The sequence below is a fragment of the Priestia sp. FSL W8-0524 genome, assembly GCF_038005965.1.
GTDB lineage: Bacteria > Bacillota > Bacilli > Bacillales > Bacillaceae_H > Priestia > Priestia zanthoxyli.
This window is the reverse complement of record NZ_JBBOUG010000001.1, coordinates 3,982,764-3,998,981: the sequence shown is the minus strand read 5'-3', so window position 1 is coordinate 3,998,981 and position 16,218 is coordinate 3,982,764. Positions and strand designations below refer to the sequence as shown.

Sequence of the window (16,218 nt, the reverse complement as noted above, 5' to 3'; positions counted from 1 at the left end):
ATGAGACAGTTGAGCAGAGTTTAGTTGAGTGAATTTTACCATTCGTATACCCAAAGGCCCATTTTTGATGTGTCTTTGGGTTTATTTATTATATCCTCTTTTATATAACCTCATCTATTCTCATTCTCCATGAAATGGAGGATTGAAAGATATGACGAACACGTATACTTCTTTTTTAGAAGACTCTACAAAGTATTTAACCATTCCAATCATAAAAAAAATATTTATCGATAGCATGACACCTGTTGATCTTTTTCAGCAAGTAAAAGATGAAGCTGTATATTTGCTTGAAAGCAATGATGAATCATCACCATGGTCCAATTATTCTTTTATTGGCTTGAATCCGTTTTTGTATGTAGAAGAAGAGAACGGAACCTATCTAGCAAAAAACAAGCAGCTTCAACCTGTGCTGCAAGGAGACAGCTTTAAAGAGGTATTTTGTAAAATTCAGCAAGAGCTGAAAGTGAAAGTACCAGACCTTGCACTTCCTTTTAAAGGAGGAGCAGTAGGATTTATCAGCTACGACGCAGTATCGCAAATTGAAAAAGTAAACGTACATGCCCAAAACGATTTGAACATGCCTACTTTTCACTTTATCTATTGTCAAACGATGCTCGCTTATAATCACCAAACAAAAGAGCTTATGGTGATTCACTACATTCAGCTTGATGAGCAAGATAAAGAACAGCAGAAAAAAGAAAAACATGATGAAGCTCTAGCAGAGATTAATCGATATGTTGAAAGAATAGCGCAGACGGTGAAAGAAAAGCCGATGATGTTTGAAAGCGAACAGCGCGAAGTTAGCTTTGAAGGTGTGACATCGTCATACCAAAAAGATAAATTTGTGCAAGATGTGGAAAAAATTAAGGAATACATTAAAAGCGGAGATGTTTTTCAAGCCGTATTGTCGCAGAGATTTCAAATTGATACGACCGTAGCTGGATTTGATATTTACAGAGTATTGCGATTAGTTAATCCATCTCCTTATTTATTTTACGTGAAAGTAAAGGGAGTGGAATTGATTGGAAGTTCCCCTGAGCGGTTGATTCAAATTGAAAACGGCCATTTAGAAATTCATCCAATTGCAGGAACGAGAAGACGCGGCAGAGATGCAGAAGAAGATGCGCGCTTGTATGAAGACTTAATTAACGATGAAAAAGAGCGGGCAGAACACTATATGCTCGTGGACTTAGCAAGAAATGACATCGGCCGAGTTGCACAGTATGGAAGTGTCCAAACGCCGGTATTAATGCAGCAGGTTAATTTTTCGCACGTCATGCACTTGATTTCTAAAGTGACAGGACGCCTAGATGAAAAAGTACATCCTATTGATGCGCTGCTTTCTGCATTTCCAGCGGGTACCGTATCTGGCGCTCCAAAAGTGCGGGCGATGCAAATCTTAAATGAAATTGAACCAGTTGCGCGAAATGTATATGCAGGAACCGTAGCATATCTCGGATTTGATGGAAACATTGATTCGTGCATTGCAATTCGTACCATTCTTTTGAAAGACCAAACCGCTTATATACAGGCTGGAGCAGGAGTGGTTGCTGACTCAAAACCGGAGCTTGAGTGGAAAGAAACCCGCAATAAAGCTAGCGCTTTAATTAAAACAATTCAATTAGCTCAAGACATCTACGATAAAAAGGAGGATGTATATGTTTAAAGAATTGTTGAAAAAGTGTTTGCGCGGCGAGTCACTTTCAGCAGAAGAAGCAGAAAAAATTATGAATGATATTATGAACGGTAAAGTCCCGGCAGCTCAAATTGCTAGCGTGCTAACCATTTTAACGTACCGAGGAGAAACCGTCGATGAAATTGTTGGTTTTGTCCGGGGTATGAAAAACAACATGAATGCTATTTCTCTAGAAGAATTAAACGTAGTAGATACGTGCGGTACGGGAGGAGACGGCGCCTCTACGTTTAATATTTCGACGGCTAGTGCGATTGTGGCATCTGCTGCTGGAGTAAAGGTTGCGAAACATGGGAATCGCGCGGTGTCTTCTAAAAGCGGAAGTGCAGACGTGTTAGAACATCTGGATATATGGATTCAAGGAAATGAAAAAGAAGTGAAAAATGCGGTGTCTGACCTCAACATGTCCTTTTTATTTGCGCCGCTTTATCACCCTGCTATGAAGCACGTTGCTGCTACTCGAAAGGAATTAGGGTTTAGAACCGTTTTTAATGCATTAGGTCCGTTAGCAAACCCTACTAATTGCACAAAGCAAGTAATTGGCGTTTACTCTATTGAGCTTGCACGGAAATTAGCAGAAGCCCTTGTTGTACTGGGAGCTAACCACGTTCTTCTCGTTGCGGGCAGGGACGGTTTGGATGAAATTAGTGCTACGGATGTAACGGATATTGTAGAAGTGCAAGACAATGTTATTACAGAATATACGCTTGCACCAGAGGATGTACACTTACAGAGAGGGAAGCTTGAAGACTTGGTGGTAGAAGACGCGAAATCGAGTGCAGAGCTCATTGAATCGCTATTTTTAAATAAAAGTAATGTAACTGCTAAAAATGCAGTCGTGTTGAACTCTGCTGCAGCTATTTACGTTAGCGGAAACGTTTCTACTTTTGAAGAAGGAGTAGCTGTAGCTTTAGAAACAATTGAATCAGGTGCTGCATACACGCAATTACAACGATTGAAATCGAAAAAGGTGGTTGAACATGCTCAATAAAATTATTGAAACAAAAAAAGAAGAAATTCAAAACCTACAGTTACCCGAACAGCAAAATGTTACAAAACGATCATTTTTAGAAGCTTTATCAAATCCAAATCGAGAGCTGGCTCTTATTGCAGAAGTAAAAAAAGCCTCTCCTTCCAAAGGATTAATAAAGGAGAATTTTCAGCCTGTGGAAATTGCTAAAGCCTACGAGGAAGGAAAAGCAGATGCTTTGTCTGTGTTAACGGATCAGCACTATTTTCAAGGACACCGAACGTTTTTAAGTGATATTAAACAGCATGTCTCTATTCCTGTGCTTCGTAAGGATTTCATCATTGATTCCATTCAAGTGGAAGAAAGTGTAAGAATCGGTGCCGATGCTATTTTACTCATCGGAGAAGCACTTGAACCATTAAAATTGCAAGAGCTTTATCTTCAAGCTGCTGAAAAAGAGTTAGATTGTTTAGTAGAAGTGCATTCTTTAGAAACGCTTGAACAGCTGTTAGCTGTATTTACACCGAAGATTATCGGGATTAATAATCGAAATCTTCATACATTTGAAACCAGCGTGCAGCAGACAAAAGAAATCGCTAAGCACGTGCTGAAAGATCAGCTTTTAGTAAGTGAAAGCGGCATTTACTTATACGATGATGTTTCCTACGTAAAAGAAGCCGGAGCAAAAGCTATTTTAGTAGGAGAATCGCTTATGAGACAGGATAATCAAACCAAAGCGATTAAAAAGCTGTTTGGGGAAAGTGAATATGCTTATTAAGTACTGCGGTATTCGATCAAAACAAGATATAGCTTTAATCGAAAAGTCGGCTGCTACTCACATTGGCTTTATTTTCTACCCTAAAAGTAAACGATATGTAAAGCCTGAACGAGTAAATGAGTTTGTAACGGATGAAATAAAAAAACAAGTCTCGCTAGTAGGGGTATTTGTCAATACACCGGTGGATCAAATACTTGAAATTGCCTCCGTGACAAATTTAGATGTGATTCAGTGCCACGGGCAAGAAACAGCTGCTGAAGTACGTGAGTTAAAGCAGCGTGGATATGAAGTATGGAAAGCACTCCCGCACAATAAAGATACGCTGCAGCAAATGCATGTATATGAAGAAGCTGACGGTTATGTAATTGACAGCAAGGTTAAAGAACAATTCGGAGGAACGGGCGTCGCTTTTGATTGGAGCTTCGTTCCTCAGTATGAATCAGCTGCACAAAAGTTAGGTAAAAAATGCTTTATTGCTGGAGGAATCAATGCTTTTAACATTGAGAACTTGTTACCCTACAAGCCTGGGGCGATTGATATTTCTGGCGGTATTGAAACAAATGGAACGAAGGACTATACAAAAATTATAGAGATTGAAAGGAAGATCATACTATGACATACAATCACCCTGATGAATTTGGCCGCTTTGGTGAATTTGGCGGAAAATACGTACCTGAAACATTAATGAAACCACTTGAAGAAGTAGAAGCAGCTTTGAATGAAGCAATGAAAGATCCGGCATTTAAAGATGAGTATCTATCCTTACTCGTCAATTACTCAGGGCGACCAACGGCTTTAACATATGCTGATAATATTACCGAAACACTCGGCGGGGCAAAAATTTATTTAAAACGTGAAGACTTAAATCATACGGGTGCTCACAAAATCAACAATGCCATTGGACAGATTTTACTTGCTAAACGAATGGGCAAAACAAAAATTATTGCTGAAACAGGAGCGGGTCAGCACGGGGTAGCCACAGCTACAGTAGCTGCAAAGTTCGGAATGGAATGTAAAGTATTCATGGGAGAAGAAGATATTGAACGTCAGGCGTTGAACGTCTTTCGCATGAAGCTTCTAGGAGCGGAAGTCATTCCTGCAACTTCTGGAACAAAAACGCTAAAAGATGCAACAAATGAAGCGATCCGCTACTGGGTTCAACACTGTGAAGATCATTTTTACTTAATTGGTTCGGCAATTGGACCGCATCCTTATCCTAAAATGGTTCGAGATTTCCAAAAAATTATTGGAGAAGAAGCAAAAGAACAGTTTACAGCGGTAGAAGGAAAACTTCCGAATGCTGTCGTGGCATGCGTCGGAGGCGGCAGTAATGCAATCGGTATGTTTTATGATTTTATTAAAGAAGAAAATGTACGCTTGATTGGAGTAGAAGCAGGGGGGAAAGGACTAAATACAGCTCTTCATGCTGCTAAAATGGCTAAAGGCACAAAAGGTGTTATTCATGGAACGCTCACGTATTTACTTCAAGATGAAAATGGTCAAATTACAGAGCCTTATTCTATTTCAGCAGGTTTGGATTATCCGGGTATCGGTCCAGAGCATTCTCACCTTTCATCTATTGGACGAGTAGAATATGAAAGTGTAACGGATGATGAATCAATCGAAGCTCTTCAGCTGCTGGCGAAAACGGAGGGAATCATCCCGGCTATCGAATCCGCCCATGCGCTGGCAAAAGCATTTGAACTGGCTAAAAGCATGACGAAAGAAGAAACCATTTTAATTTGCTTATCAGGTCGAGGAGATAAGGACGTTCATACATTAGTAAACTTGCTAGAAGGGAAGGAAGAAGAACATGAATACGTTTGAAGCGAGACTACCTAAACATGAAACATTATTTATTCCATTTATTACAGCAGGAGATCCTCATGAAGATGCAACGGTGGAGATTGCTTTGTCTTTGCAAAAGCAAGGTGCTTCTATTTTAGAGCTGGGCGTACCGTATTCCGATCCTTTAGCAGATGGTCCAATTATTCAAGAGGCGTCCAAAAGAGCTTTATCTGGCGGCATGTCTATTTCAAAAGCTATTAAGCTTGTATCGGTGATGAGAAAAAAAGGTGTGAAAATACCGGTAATTCTCTTTACCTATTTTAATCCTGTGTTACAATTAGGTTTAGAATCCTTTTTCGCGTTAATGCGAGAAAATGAAATAGATGGAGTGCTAATTCCGGATTTACCGTACGAAGAGAGTGGCCGTATCCGGGAGCTTGCCGCTGAAAATGAAGTTGCGTACATTTCAATGGTTGCTCCTACATCTAAAGAGCGTATTCAAAAAATTGCTGCAGATGCAACGGGCTTCTTATACTGCGTGTCGTCTTTAGGCGTTACTGGGGTTCGCTCTACGCTGCCGGCTGATATTGGCACCTTTTTAGAAGATGTGAAAGCAGTAGCTTCTATACCGGTTGCCGTCGGTTTTGGGATTTCAACAAGCGAACAAGTAGAGGTATTAAAAGAACACAGCGACGGCATTGTAATCGGAAGTGCAATTGTTAATAAAATTGGCCAGCTTGAACAAGTTCTTTTAAATAAGGATACACGTCGAGACGGATTAAATCAAATTGAGGAGTATGTTGCATCCATCGTTTCGCCTATACAAAAATGCGAGGTGTAACACGGTGAAAGTAAAAGAACAATTACTAACTTTATCTCCATATAAACCAGGTAAGCCAATTGAAGAAGTGAAGCGTGAATTTAATTTAGATCGCGTTGTAAAATTAGCATCCAATGAAAATCCTTACGGCAGCTCTGCTTTAGTAAAAGAGGCGATTGCTGCAGAAATTGAAAATATGGCGCTTTATCCAGACGGTTATGCAGCTGAACTGCGTGCAGCAGTAGCAAAACACGTAGGTGTAGATCAAGATCAGCTGATTTTTGGAAATGGGTCTGATGAAGTCATTCAAATTATTTGCCGAGCTTTACTATCGGCTGATACAAACACTGTCATGCCAACGCCATCATTTCCTCAATATAAGCACAATGCCGTAATTGAAGGTGCAGAAATTCGTGAAGTACCGCTGCGCGGCGGAGATCATGATTTAAATGCTATGCTTCGTGCAATTGATGAAAATACGACAATTGTATGGGTATGCAGTCCTAATAATCCAACGGGAACGTATGTGAAGGGCGATGAGTTAATTTCCTTTATGAAGCAAGTTCCTAAGCATACGTTAATCGTTATGGATGAAGCGTATTTTGAGTATGCAGCAGATCAAGCCGACTATCCGAATACGGTAGAGCTTTTGAATGAATACGAAAACTTAATTGTACTTCGCACATTTTCAAAAGCATACGGCTTAGCTTCTTTGCGTATTGGTTACGGTATTGCAAACGAATCATTGCTACAAAAAATTGAGCCGGCTCGCGAACCTTTTAATACAAGCCGCATGGCTCAAAAAGCAGCAATCGTTGCTCTTGAAGACCAAGCGTTCATTGAAGAGTGCAAAAAGAAAAATGAAGCAGGTTTGCAGCAGTACTATGCTTTCTGTGATAAGAATGGCTTAAACTATTATCCTTCTTTCACTAATTTTGTTCTAATTGATTTTGGCCGTCAAGGCGATGAAGTGTTTCAATTTTTATTGGAGCGCGGATTTATCGTTCGTTCAGGGAATGCATTAGGCTTCCCAACTTCCGTTCGTATTACGGTGGGAACAAAAGAACAAAATGAACAAATCATTGAATTGCTTCAGCAGTTTGTTAACCAAGAAACGGCGAAAGCTTAATACCTAATATAGTAAAAGATGAGAGTGTGATTTCACACTCTCATCTTCATATGCACAATGAGGTGAAGGAAAGTGAAAGAAAATGTTTTTGTTATAGGCCTAGGATTAATTGGAGGATCTCTTGCACTTAATATAAAAAAGACGCATCATCATCTTGATGTAATAGGTTTTGACATTAATCAAGAGCAGCTGGAGCTCGCTAAAACTCTAGGCGTAATTGACCAAGCGGCTTCTTCTTTGCAACAAGGCGCTGAGCAAGCGGATTATATTGTTATTGCCATTCCAGTCACCCAAGCAGCGGAAGTGCTAAAACAGTTCGAACATTTTACGCTCAAACAGTCTGTCATCGTAACAGACGTAGGAAGTACAAAAGAAGAAGTAGTGAAGACAGCCGAGGCTCTTATTTCTAAAGGCATTGAGTTTATCGGGGGTCATCCAATGGCGGGGTCTCATAAAAGCGGAGTAGCTGCTTCTAAAGCTCATTTATTTGAAAATGCAATGTATGTATTAACACCTTCATCTTCTACTTCTTCGGAGGCTTTAAACAGCTTAAAGGAATTGCTAAGTGGTACAAAAGCTAAAATTATTGTAATGTCACCAAAAGAACATGATAAATTAGCAGGTGTCATTAGCCATTTTCCACATATTATTGCTGCAAGCCTTGTTCATCAAGCAGAATATTACCAACAAGACAATCAGCTAGTTTCGCAGCTTGCGGCTGGAGGGTTTCGTGATATTACACGTATTGCTTCAAGCAGTCCAGCGATGTGGAGAGATATTTTGCTTCATAACCAGGATGCGCTTCTTTCAATGTTTGACCACTGGCTTGAAGAAATGAACGACGTGCGAAATATGATCGAACGAAAAGATGCGAATGATATCTATACATATTTTTCACAAGCGAAACAATTTAGAGATCAGCTTCCTGTACGAACCAAAGGAGCGATTCCATCCTTTTATGATCTCTATGTGGATGTTCCTGACTATCCGGGTATTATCTCAGAAGTAACCGGTTATTTAGCAGAAGATGAAATCAGTATTACAAACATTCGAATTTTAGAAACACGAGAAGATATATACGGAGTATTACGTTTGAGCTTTCAAACAGAGGAAGATAGAAAGCGGGCAAGAGCGTGTCTCCATCAGCATCAATATCAGACGTTTATTTCTTAATGTACGAAAGGTGTGAATGAAATGAGTGGAAAACCATTAAAAACGAATCTTTCATCTCTTCAAGGAGAAATTTCTATTCCCGGGGATAAGTCGATTTCTCACAGAGCTGTGATGTTCGGAGCGATGGCAGAAGGGAAAACTACGATTAATCATTTTTTAGCAGGTGAAGATTGCTTAAGTACCATCTCTTGTTTTGAAAAGATGGGCGTATCGATTAAAAGAGAAGGCGAGTATGTTGAAGTGGAAGGTAAAGGTATCGAAGGATTAAGTGAACCTACTTCCATCTTAGATGTAGGAAATTCAGGAACAACTACTCGTTTAATGCTGGGGATTCTTGCCGGTGTGCCATTTCATACGTCTCTAATTGGAGATGAGTCGATTGCCAAGCGTCCAATGAGCCGTGTTACGGTGCCGCTGCGCTCTATGGGTGCAAAGATTGATGGGCGTGAGCATGGCCAATATACGCCTTTATCTACTAGAGGAGGAGCATTAAAAGCAATTCATTACCATTCTCCTGTAGCAAGTGCACAAGTAAAATCGGCGATTTTACTAGCGGGACTTCATGCCGAAGGCACAACAAAAGTAACCGAGCCTTTTACATCACGCGACCATACCGAGCGTATGCTTCGCGCATTTGGAGTAGACGTAGAGGTAGATGGAACGACTGTAAGTATTGAAGGGGGACAATCCCTGCGCGGAACGGATGTGTACGTCCCTGGAGACATTTCTTCAGCTGCATTCTTTCTTGTTGCAGGAGCCATTGTTCCAAACAGCCGAATCGTTTTGAAAAACGTCGGACTCAATCCTACAAGAACAGGTATTATTGATGTGCTTCAGCAAATGGGTGCACGCCTTACAATTTCCAATGAACGTATTCAAAATGGAGAGCCTATTGGCGATTTGACGATTGAAACGTCTCAGTTGAAAGGGATTGAAATTGGGGGCGATTTAATTCCTCGTTTAATTGATGAAATTCCGGTAATCGCTCTTTTGGCGACTCAGGCAACTGGGAAAACGGTGATTAAAGATGCGGAAGAACTAAAAGTAAAAGAAACGAACCGCATCGATACGGTTGCAACCGAGCTAAGCAAGCTGGGTGCCTCTGTTACGCCAACACCTGATGGACTTATTATCGAAGGCAAGACGGTTTTACAAAGCGGGGAAGTAGACAGCTACGGAGATCATCGAATTGGAATGATGCTTGCGGTCGCAGCAGCCATTGCAACGGGAGAGGTAACGCTAAAGAGAAGTGATGCCATTCACGTCTCCTACCCTACTTTTTTTGAAGATCTTGATGAGCTAAGCCAATAAGGAAGAGGCTGGAACAAACGTATTCTGGTTGAAGGGAAATCCGAACGAGGAATTGATATTGTTGATGAAAAATCAAACTCGTTCGGATTTTTTATTGAGATGGTGAACGAAGGTTTCATGTCTCAATCTCGTTTTTACCTAAAAAATGTAAGCGTATTCAAATTGATTTGTTGAACAAACGCTCAAACTATTTTATCATTGTGTATAGAAGCATGTGTTCTTGCTTCGAGTTTGGAAAAATAGAAAATTAATTCGTTTTATTTTTATATAAAAAGTGAATGTAATAATAAAGGAGAATTGTGTGTGAAAGAACTAGACCGCGCGATAGGTTACGTAGAATCCAATGAAATTGAAAAAGGTCTTGCCCTTATTCATGAATTGAAAGATAAAGCTACAGACGAAGAAAAGTTTTTAATGGCTGAACAGCTGCAGGAGTGGGGACTAGTAAATGATGCGCTGCCTTTAATAGACGAGCTCATCGCTAAATACCCAGAAGAAGGCGAGCTGTATTTATTAAAAGCTGAAATGCTCATTGATTTAGAAGAAGAAGAAGAAGCCATTCATATTTTAAATCAAATTAGCAGCGAAGACGATAATTACGTGCCAGCTCTGCTTCTTGTAGCTGACTTATATCAAATGCAAGGCCTTAGTGAAGTAAGTGAGCAAAAGTTAATGGAAGCGAAAAAAATGCTTCCAAATGAGCCGGTTATCGATTTTGGGCTCGGTGAATTTTACAGCAGTCAAGGAATTTATCAAAAGGCAATTCCTTTTTATCAAACGCTGCTAAAAACAGAAAAAGAATTTAACGGTACGGATCTTCGTCAGCGATTAGCTGAAAGTCTAGCAGGTATCGGCCAGTTCGAAGAAGCGCTTCCTTACTTTGATCAAGCGTTAAAAGATAAGCTTGAGATTAACACACTATTTGAATATGCGATTTCAGCGTATCAAGCAGGTCATTATCAGACCGCTATTGAAAAGTTTACAGAACTAAAAGAGTTAGACCGTGAGTACCATTCTCTTTATTTATATTTAGCAAAGTCATATGAACATGAAGAGATGCTAGAAGAGGCTGCGGTGGCTGTCAACGAAGGTATTGCGCAGGATGAATTTCAAAAAGAACTTTACTTTTTTAAAGGTAAAATAGCATTAAAGCGCGGTCTAGAAGAAGAGGCTGAATCGGCGTTTCAACAAGCGATTGCACTAGATCCAGGGTACATTGAAGCTATTTTAACTCTCTCTAAACTTTATATGAGTCAAGAGAGATATGAAGATGTAGTAGAGAATATCGAGCATGCCAAAGAATATAATGAGCATGATCCTCATTTTGAATGGGATTTAGCAAAAGCTTATCAGGAATTAGAAAATTATGAAGAAGCGCTAAAATACTACGAATCTGCATATACTGTTTTTAAAGAAGAGTATGCGTTTTTAGAAGAGTATGGCTATTTCTTATTAGAAGAAGGACAGCGCTCGAAAGCGAAGGGGATTTTCCAAGCTTTATTAGCCATGGATCCAACAGTAGATGAAATTCAAGACATATTATTTCAATTAGAAGAATAAATAATAGTTCAGAGGATTTTATTGCTGCCGTGTGGAATAAATAACTGTAAAAGGTGTTTTAACTGAGAGTTTAAACACAGAGGAGGGAAGTGAGAATATGACGACCCCTGTTACTGTCAACGAGAAAAAAGAATTTGTTCGCTGGTTTTTAACGAATTATCAGCTGAAGCGCAGAGAATGTGTATGGATTTTAAATTATTTGATGAGCCATGATCAATTGATGAAACGAGTTCACTTCGTTGAGCAAGCACAGTTTTGTCCTCGCGGGATGGTGATGTCTACGCACTGTGTGGAAGACCCTCCATTTCGTTTTTATAAAGAAAATATCATGACAACCGATGCAGAAAAATCATTTCATGATATTCGTTTGAATCGAGAAGAAGACATTTATATTCAATTAAACTTCCGATCGTTGTATTCATCGCCTCAATATGTGGCTGTACTGGAAGACAATCCGTATATGCCAAAAGCTAATCAAACAAATGAAAAAGATAGAGTATTAGCTGAGCAAATATTGGAAGAATCTATTCAGAAATTTCAACGATCAAAAATCATGGAACTAATTGATAAAGCATTAGATGAAAATGATAAAGAGGAATTTCAGCGCTTAAGCGAATATTTAAATAACCATTATGTACAGTAGATAAACGAGAGATTGGCTAGCTTCTTAGAAAAAGGTCAATCTCTTTTTTTATCTCCTTATTCAGTTTGAAAAATAAATAAGACAAGCCTTAGCAAGCTTGCTGAGAGGAGAAGAAAGTTGAAGCTGCAGGCGAAGGAAATGGATGTGTATTTACAATCCAAAAGTTATGTTGATACTGTATTGGTTCCACTCATTCCTATTGATTTCGGAGAAGATTTAAAGCTTACTGCATCTATGAGTGAATATACGACTGCTCTTACTGAAGAGTTAGAGAGACAATTTAAAGGAAGAGTGATTTTAACACCTAGTTTTACATACTTAAAAAAAGATGGAGTAGCTGCTGTTTATGAAACATTACTTCGTTGGAATGAGCATATAAATGACAATGAAGTCAAACATCTTTTTGTGCTTACTAGCGACCGAGATTGGCTGCAGTATGAGAAAGAAATAGGGGCTCACTGCATTTGGATACCTGCTTTACCGCTTGAGCATATAGACGACTCGCATAAGTATACGCTCATACATGAACAAGTCCAACAGCTCCTGCCGATTTTTGTAGAGAAATGGAGTGTTTAAAAAGGCTGTAGAATAAGCAATGGAAGCGCAAACAAAATAATGACGAAAAATTTAGAAAAATAAAGATTATTTCCATGTTTTAGGTTTTTATTGTATTGACCTTCCAGAAATATTAATATATCATGATTATGTCCTAGTTTAATAGAATGGTCCATCATGTGTCCAAAATTCTCTGGACTGAACTTTTTTAAAGGGGGGAAAAGCATGGGTGATCGGGTATCAAGACGACAGTTTTTAAACTATACGCTCACTGGTGTAGGGGGATTTATGGCTGCTGGAATGTTAATGCCAATGGTGCGCTTTGCAGTAGATCCAATTTTGGAAAAAGAAGCGGGTCAGGATTTAGTAGCTGTAGCGCAGGTTAAAGACATTACAAAAGAGCCGAAACGTGTCGATTTTAAAATCAAGCAAGTGGATGCGTGGCATAAATCAGAAGAACCAAGATCGGCTTGGGTGTACAAAACTGATAAAGGTGAAATCGTCGCGCTGTCACCAATTTGTAAGCATTTAGGCTGTACGGTTAACTGGGCTGGTGACAAAAACTATCCACATCGTTTCTACTGCCCTTGTCATGGGGGAATGTATGAAAAAAGCGGTAAAAATGTACCGGGGACACCACCGATGGGACCGTTAGATGTATACGTTCAAAAGGTAAAAGGCGGTACGTTATATCTAGGAAAAGCCAAACCACAAGGAGGGGCATAGAAAATGTTGAATAAAATCTATGACTGGGTGGATGAACGGCTAGATATTACTCCTTTATGGCGAGATGTGGCCGATCATGAAGTGCCAGAACACGTAAATCCTGCACATCACTTTTCAGCATTTGTGTATTGTTTTGGTGGATTGACGTTTTTTGTTACCGTTATTCAAATTTTATCAGGCATGTTTTTGACCATGTATTATGTACCAGATATAAAAAATGCATGGGAATCCGTTTATTATCTGCAAAATGAAGTCGCTTTCGGACAAATTGTTCGAGGTATGCATCACTGGGGAGCAAGTTTGGTTATCGTCATGATGTTTTTACATACACTTCGTGTTTTCTTCCAAGGAGCATACAAAAAACCCCGCGAGTTAAACTGGATTGTGGGTGTGTTAATTTTCTTTGTTATGTTAGGTTTAGGTTTTACAGGTTATTTGTTGCCGTGGGATATGAAAGCGCTATTTGCAACGAAAGTAGGTTTGCAAATTGCTGAATCCACACCAATTATAGGCCAGCAAGTGAAGACATTACTCTCAGGACATCCAGACATCGTTGGTGCTCAAACACTAACTCGCTTTTTCGCCATTCACGTATTCTTTTTACCCGGAGCCCTGCTTGGCTTAATGGGTGCCCACTTCTTAATGATTCGTAAACAAGGAATTTCAGGACCACTATAAAAGTTTATACGCTTTATTCAATTAGTCAATCACACTAGTCATCATATGCATCAAGCACATACTCCGTTGTTAGTACTTTCACTAGAACAGTGAGAAAAAGGAGGGAGAACATGCATCGTGGTAAAGGGATGAAGTTTGTTGGAGATTCACGTGTTCCTGCAGAACGAAAACCCAATATTCCAAAAGATTACTCTGAATTTCCAGGGAAAACAGAAGCATTCTGGCCAAACTTTTTACTAAAAGAATGGATGGTAGGAGCAGTTTTTTTAATTGGTTATTTATGTTTAACCATCGCTCATCCATCTCCGCTTGAACGTATTGCCGATCCGACTGATACGGGGTACTTGCCTCTTCCCGACTGGTATTTTTTGTTCCTATATCAATTGCTTAAATATTCATTTGCTTCTGGTCCATATAATATTATAGGTGCATTTATTATTCCTGGGATTGCATTTGGCGCATTAATGCTTGCTCCTTTCATTGATCGCGGACCAGAAAGAAGACCGGCTAAGAGACCATTTGCGACAGGATTCATGCTTCTGGCTATAGCAGCAGTCTTTTTCCTAACGTGGCAGTCAGCGACACAGGTAGATTGGAAAGCACGTGAAGAGCAAGGGAAAATTAGAGAAGAAGTAGCGATTGACAAAAATTCAGAAGGCTACAAAATTATGCAAAAGCAAACGTGCTTGACCTGTCATGGTGATAATTTACAGGGAGGCCCTGCGGCTCCGGCTTTAACAGGAATTGATTTATCTCCTGAAGAAATCGCCAATATCGCAAAAAATGGTAAAGGCAATATGCCAAAAGGTGTTTTCAAAGGTTCAGATAAAGAATTGAAAACGCTCTCGGAGTTTGTCGGAAACTTAGGAAAAGAATAATGAAAACCAGCCAAAAGGCTGGTTTTTTTTGAATTTATTTAATGTTGTGGTTTATATCAATGAGATAGGTGCTTGCTATTGTCCAAAAACTGTACATAATAAAGAAGAGATTAAATGTAAAGGAGACTTTCTGAATGGCTTGGTTATGGTATACCTTAAAAGATAAGCGTTTTTTAACGCTTTTGCTGATTGTAAATATACTAGGAACAATCTACGGATATATTTGGTATGGGAGTCAATTAGCGGAAACACCTAAGAAGTTTTTATTATTTGTACCTGATAGTCCAACGGCAAGCTTGTTTTTTGTTATCGTACTTATCGGTCTTTTACTCGGAAAACATTTTTCACTATTTGAAGCTTTAGCCATGGTCACGCTGTTTAAATACGGGATTTGGGCCGTTATAATGAATGTATTGGTCTATGTGTTAACAGGATACATTGATTGGATGATGCTTATGTTAATGGCTTCTCATGCAGCAATGGCTTTTCAAGGGCTTTTATACGTACCGTTTTACCGGATTAAGTTATGGCATGTAGCGGTTGCCGCTGTATGGGCCGTACATAATGATATCATTGATTACGTTTTTTCTATGATGCCAAGATACAGCATGCTCAATGCGTATATGTCTGAAATTGGTTATTTTACATTTTGGCTAAGCATTTTATCTATTTTCATTACATACTGGTTCACAGTTCGTGCTTCTTCAAAAAAACAGCTATAAAAAATTTTTGAAATAGGCGCACGAAACGAGCTCTCTTTTTCTAAGATATAGTAGGCTATATTTAAGTATGAGGTGAGTGACTGTGAAGGAAACCAAACGAGAGCTTCATCCGTCCGTTGTGGAATTTAAACAATTTGTAAAATCACATCCCAAATTAGTAGAACAGGTTCGAAAGCAGCAAAAAACGTGGAAAGAGCTTTATGAAGATTGGTATTTATTCGGTGCAGAAGACCCAATGTGGGAGGCATATCGTTCAGAAGAAAGTGAAAAGGCTGAACCAGCTGCTACCACAGAGGAGAAAAAAGATATTATGGGTACAATCGTATCCTCGCTGAAAAACATGGACTTGAATCAAATGCAAAATCATATCACAAATGTAAATTCCGCTATTTCGAATATTCAACAAGTACTGCAGCAATTTCAGCCATCTAAGCCATCCGGTGGAGGAGCAGCTTCCGGGCCAGGGAATCCATTTGGCTTTAGGAAAGATTAAACGCAATGAGAAAAGATATATACGAGTATATGCAGTCTCGTCCTAAACTCAACGACTTCGTTCGTGAACAGCCAATGTGGTACCGGCGTTTATCTAGGAATCCTGAAGAACTGGAGAAATTTGAATTAGAATCCAAACACTACTACAAACAAACCATTCCTCATAAAGTTGAAAAGTTTTCGAATTCGATTCAAATGGCAAACATGATGTTTCATATGTTTCAATCCATGAAAAATCAATGATCTCTGCATACATAGCGATGCAGAGATTTTTGCACGTCATGAGTAAAAATAAAGAGTTT

At 39.3% G+C, this 16,218-nt stretch carries 18 protein-coding genes; all 18 read left to right on the top strand.

Annotated features, from left to right (window positions below; genetic code table 11):
* Positions 1-151 precede the first annotated feature (151 nt).
* Positions 152-1,666, top strand: coding sequence for an anthranilate synthase component I (gene trpE / locus NST66_RS20885; RefSeq protein WP_028411503.1), 1,515 nt, complete (start codon positions 152-154; stop codon positions 1,664-1,666).
* The gene (gene trpD, locus NST66_RS20880) at positions 1,659-2,684 is read left to right on the top strand and encodes an anthranilate phosphoribosyltransferase (protein ID WP_028411502.1); all 1,026 of its coding nucleotides are present in this window, start codon (positions 1,659-1,661) and stop codon (positions 2,682-2,684) included. Before trpE ends, trpD begins: the two co-directional genes overlap by 8 nt.
* Complete coding sequence (gene trpC, locus NST66_RS20875) at positions 2,674-3,441, top strand: indole-3-glycerol phosphate synthase TrpC (protein WP_340843684.1); 768 nt, start codon at positions 2,674-2,676, stop codon at positions 3,439-3,441. The genes trpD and trpC overlap by 11 nt, the downstream gene beginning before the upstream one ends.
* Positions 3,431-4,057, top strand: coding sequence for a phosphoribosylanthranilate isomerase (locus tag NST66_RS20870; RefSeq protein ID WP_154991818.1), 627 nt, complete (start codon positions 3,431-3,433; stop codon positions 4,055-4,057). Before trpC ends, NST66_RS20870 begins: the two co-directional genes overlap by 11 nt.
* Entirely contained in the window at positions 4,054-5,268 is a 1,215-nt protein-coding gene (trpB, locus tag NST66_RS20865; RefSeq protein WP_045292887.1) for a tryptophan synthase subunit beta, read from the top strand. Before NST66_RS20870 ends, trpB begins: the two co-directional genes overlap by 4 nt.
* Positions 5,255-6,070: a tryptophan synthase subunit alpha gene (trpA, locus tag NST66_RS20860; protein ID WP_034270878.1), complete on the top strand. Its 816-nt coding sequence runs from the start codon at positions 5,255-5,257 to the stop codon at positions 6,068-6,070. Before trpB ends, trpA begins: the two co-directional genes overlap by 14 nt.
* Positions 6,071-6,074: 4 nt before the next feature.
* Entirely contained in the window at positions 6,075-7,178 is a 1,104-nt protein-coding gene (gene hisC / locus NST66_RS20855; RefSeq protein WP_028411499.1) for a histidinol-phosphate transaminase, read from the top strand.
* Positions 7,179-7,250: 72 nt separating this feature from the next.
* Entirely contained in the window at positions 7,251-8,351 is a 1,101-nt protein-coding gene (locus tag NST66_RS20850) for a prephenate dehydrogenase (RefSeq protein WP_028411498.1), read from the top strand.
* A gap of 21 nt (positions 8,352-8,372) precedes the next feature.
* Entirely contained in the window at positions 8,373-9,662 is a 1,290-nt protein-coding gene (gene aroA / locus NST66_RS20845; protein ID WP_033579753.1) for a 3-phosphoshikimate 1-carboxyvinyltransferase, read from the top strand.
* Between the two features lie 297 nt (positions 9,663-9,959).
* Positions 9,960-11,222: a tetratricopeptide repeat protein gene (locus NST66_RS20840; RefSeq protein WP_205689540.1), complete on the top strand. Its 1,263-nt coding sequence runs from the start codon at positions 9,960-9,962 to the stop codon at positions 11,220-11,222.
* Positions 11,223-11,319: 97 nt separating this feature from the next.
* Positions 11,320-11,865, top strand: a complete 546-nt coding sequence (locus NST66_RS20835; RefSeq protein ID WP_013058996.1) for a ReoY family proteolytic degradation factor — start codon at positions 11,320-11,322, stop codon at positions 11,863-11,865.
* A gap of 117 nt (positions 11,866-11,982) precedes the next feature.
* A complete protein-coding gene (locus NST66_RS20830) occupies positions 11,983-12,441 on the top strand; it encodes a YpiF family protein (RefSeq protein ID WP_028411494.1) in 459 nt (152 codons plus the stop codon).
* 204 nt (positions 12,442-12,645) lie between these two features.
* Positions 12,646-13,146: a QcrA and Rieske domain-containing protein gene (locus tag NST66_RS20825; RefSeq protein ID WP_013058993.1), complete on the top strand. Its 501-nt coding sequence runs from the start codon at positions 12,646-12,648 to the stop codon at positions 13,144-13,146.
* Positions 13,147-13,149: 3 nt separating this feature from the next.
* On the top strand, positions 13,150-13,824 hold the full coding sequence (gene qcrB / locus NST66_RS20820) for a menaquinol-cytochrome c reductase cytochrome b subunit (protein WP_013058992.1): 675 nt from the start codon (positions 13,150-13,152) through the stop codon (positions 13,822-13,824).
* 110 nt (positions 13,825-13,934) lie between these two features.
* Entirely contained in the window at positions 13,935-14,702 is a 768-nt protein-coding gene (locus NST66_RS20815) for a menaquinol-cytochrome c reductase cytochrome b/c subunit (protein ID WP_028411493.1), read from the top strand.
* Between the two features lie 134 nt (positions 14,703-14,836).
* On the top strand, positions 14,837-15,424 hold the full coding sequence (locus NST66_RS20810) for a DUF1405 domain-containing protein (RefSeq protein WP_028411492.1): 588 nt from the start codon (positions 14,837-14,839) through the stop codon (positions 15,422-15,424).
* An 82-nt stretch (positions 15,425-15,506) separates the two neighbouring features.
* The gene (locus NST66_RS20805) at positions 15,507-15,917 is read left to right on the top strand and encodes a YlbD family protein (RefSeq protein ID WP_034270859.1); all 411 of its coding nucleotides are present in this window, start codon (positions 15,507-15,509) and stop codon (positions 15,915-15,917) included.
* Positions 15,918-15,922: 5 nt separating this feature from the next.
* On the top strand, positions 15,923-16,159 hold the full coding sequence (locus NST66_RS20800; protein WP_013058988.1) for a YlbE-like family protein: 237 nt from the start codon (positions 15,923-15,925) through the stop codon (positions 16,157-16,159).
* The last annotated feature ends 59 nt before the right edge of the window (positions 16,160-16,218 follow it).

What these genes read in the sequence shown, in the direction of transcription:
- trpE (WP_028411503.1), top strand. Translation starts at nt 152, where the DNA reads ATGACGAACACGTATACTTCTTTTTTAGAAGACTCTACAAAGTATTTA.
- trpB (WP_045292887.1), top strand. Translation starts at nt 4,054, where the DNA reads ATGACATACAATCACCCTGATGAATTTGGCCGCTTTGGTGAATTTGGC.
- trpC (WP_340843684.1), top strand. Translation starts at nt 2,674, where the DNA reads ATGCTCAATAAAATTATTGAAACAAAAAAAGAAGAAATTCAAAACCTA.
- NST66_RS20800 (WP_013058988.1), top strand. Translation starts at nt 15,923, where the DNA reads ATGAGAAAAGATATATACGAGTATATGCAGTCTCGTCCTAAACTCAAC.
- trpA (WP_034270878.1), top strand. Translation starts at nt 5,255, where the DNA reads ATGAATACGTTTGAAGCGAGACTACCTAAACATGAAACATTATTTATT.
- NST66_RS20810 (WP_028411492.1), top strand. Translation starts at nt 14,837, where the DNA reads ATGGCTTGGTTATGGTATACCTTAAAAGATAAGCGTTTTTTAACGCTT.
- qcrB (WP_013058992.1), top strand. Translation starts at nt 13,150, where the DNA reads ATGTTGAATAAAATCTATGACTGGGTGGATGAACGGCTAGATATTACT.
- trpD (WP_028411502.1), top strand. Translation starts at nt 1,659, where the DNA reads ATGTTTAAAGAATTGTTGAAAAAGTGTTTGCGCGGCGAGTCACTTTCA.
- NST66_RS20870 (WP_154991818.1), top strand. Translation starts at nt 3,431, where the DNA reads ATGCTTATTAAGTACTGCGGTATTCGATCAAAACAAGATATAGCTTTA.
- aroA (WP_033579753.1), top strand. Translation starts at nt 8,373, where the DNA reads ATGAGTGGAAAACCATTAAAAACGAATCTTTCATCTCTTCAAGGAGAA.
- NST66_RS20825 (WP_013058993.1), top strand. Translation starts at nt 12,646, where the DNA reads ATGGGTGATCGGGTATCAAGACGACAGTTTTTAAACTATACGCTCACT.
- NST66_RS20835 (WP_013058996.1), top strand. Translation starts at nt 11,320, where the DNA reads ATGACGACCCCTGTTACTGTCAACGAGAAAAAAGAATTTGTTCGCTGG.
- NST66_RS20815 (WP_028411493.1), top strand. Translation starts at nt 13,935, where the DNA reads ATGCATCGTGGTAAAGGGATGAAGTTTGTTGGAGATTCACGTGTTCCT.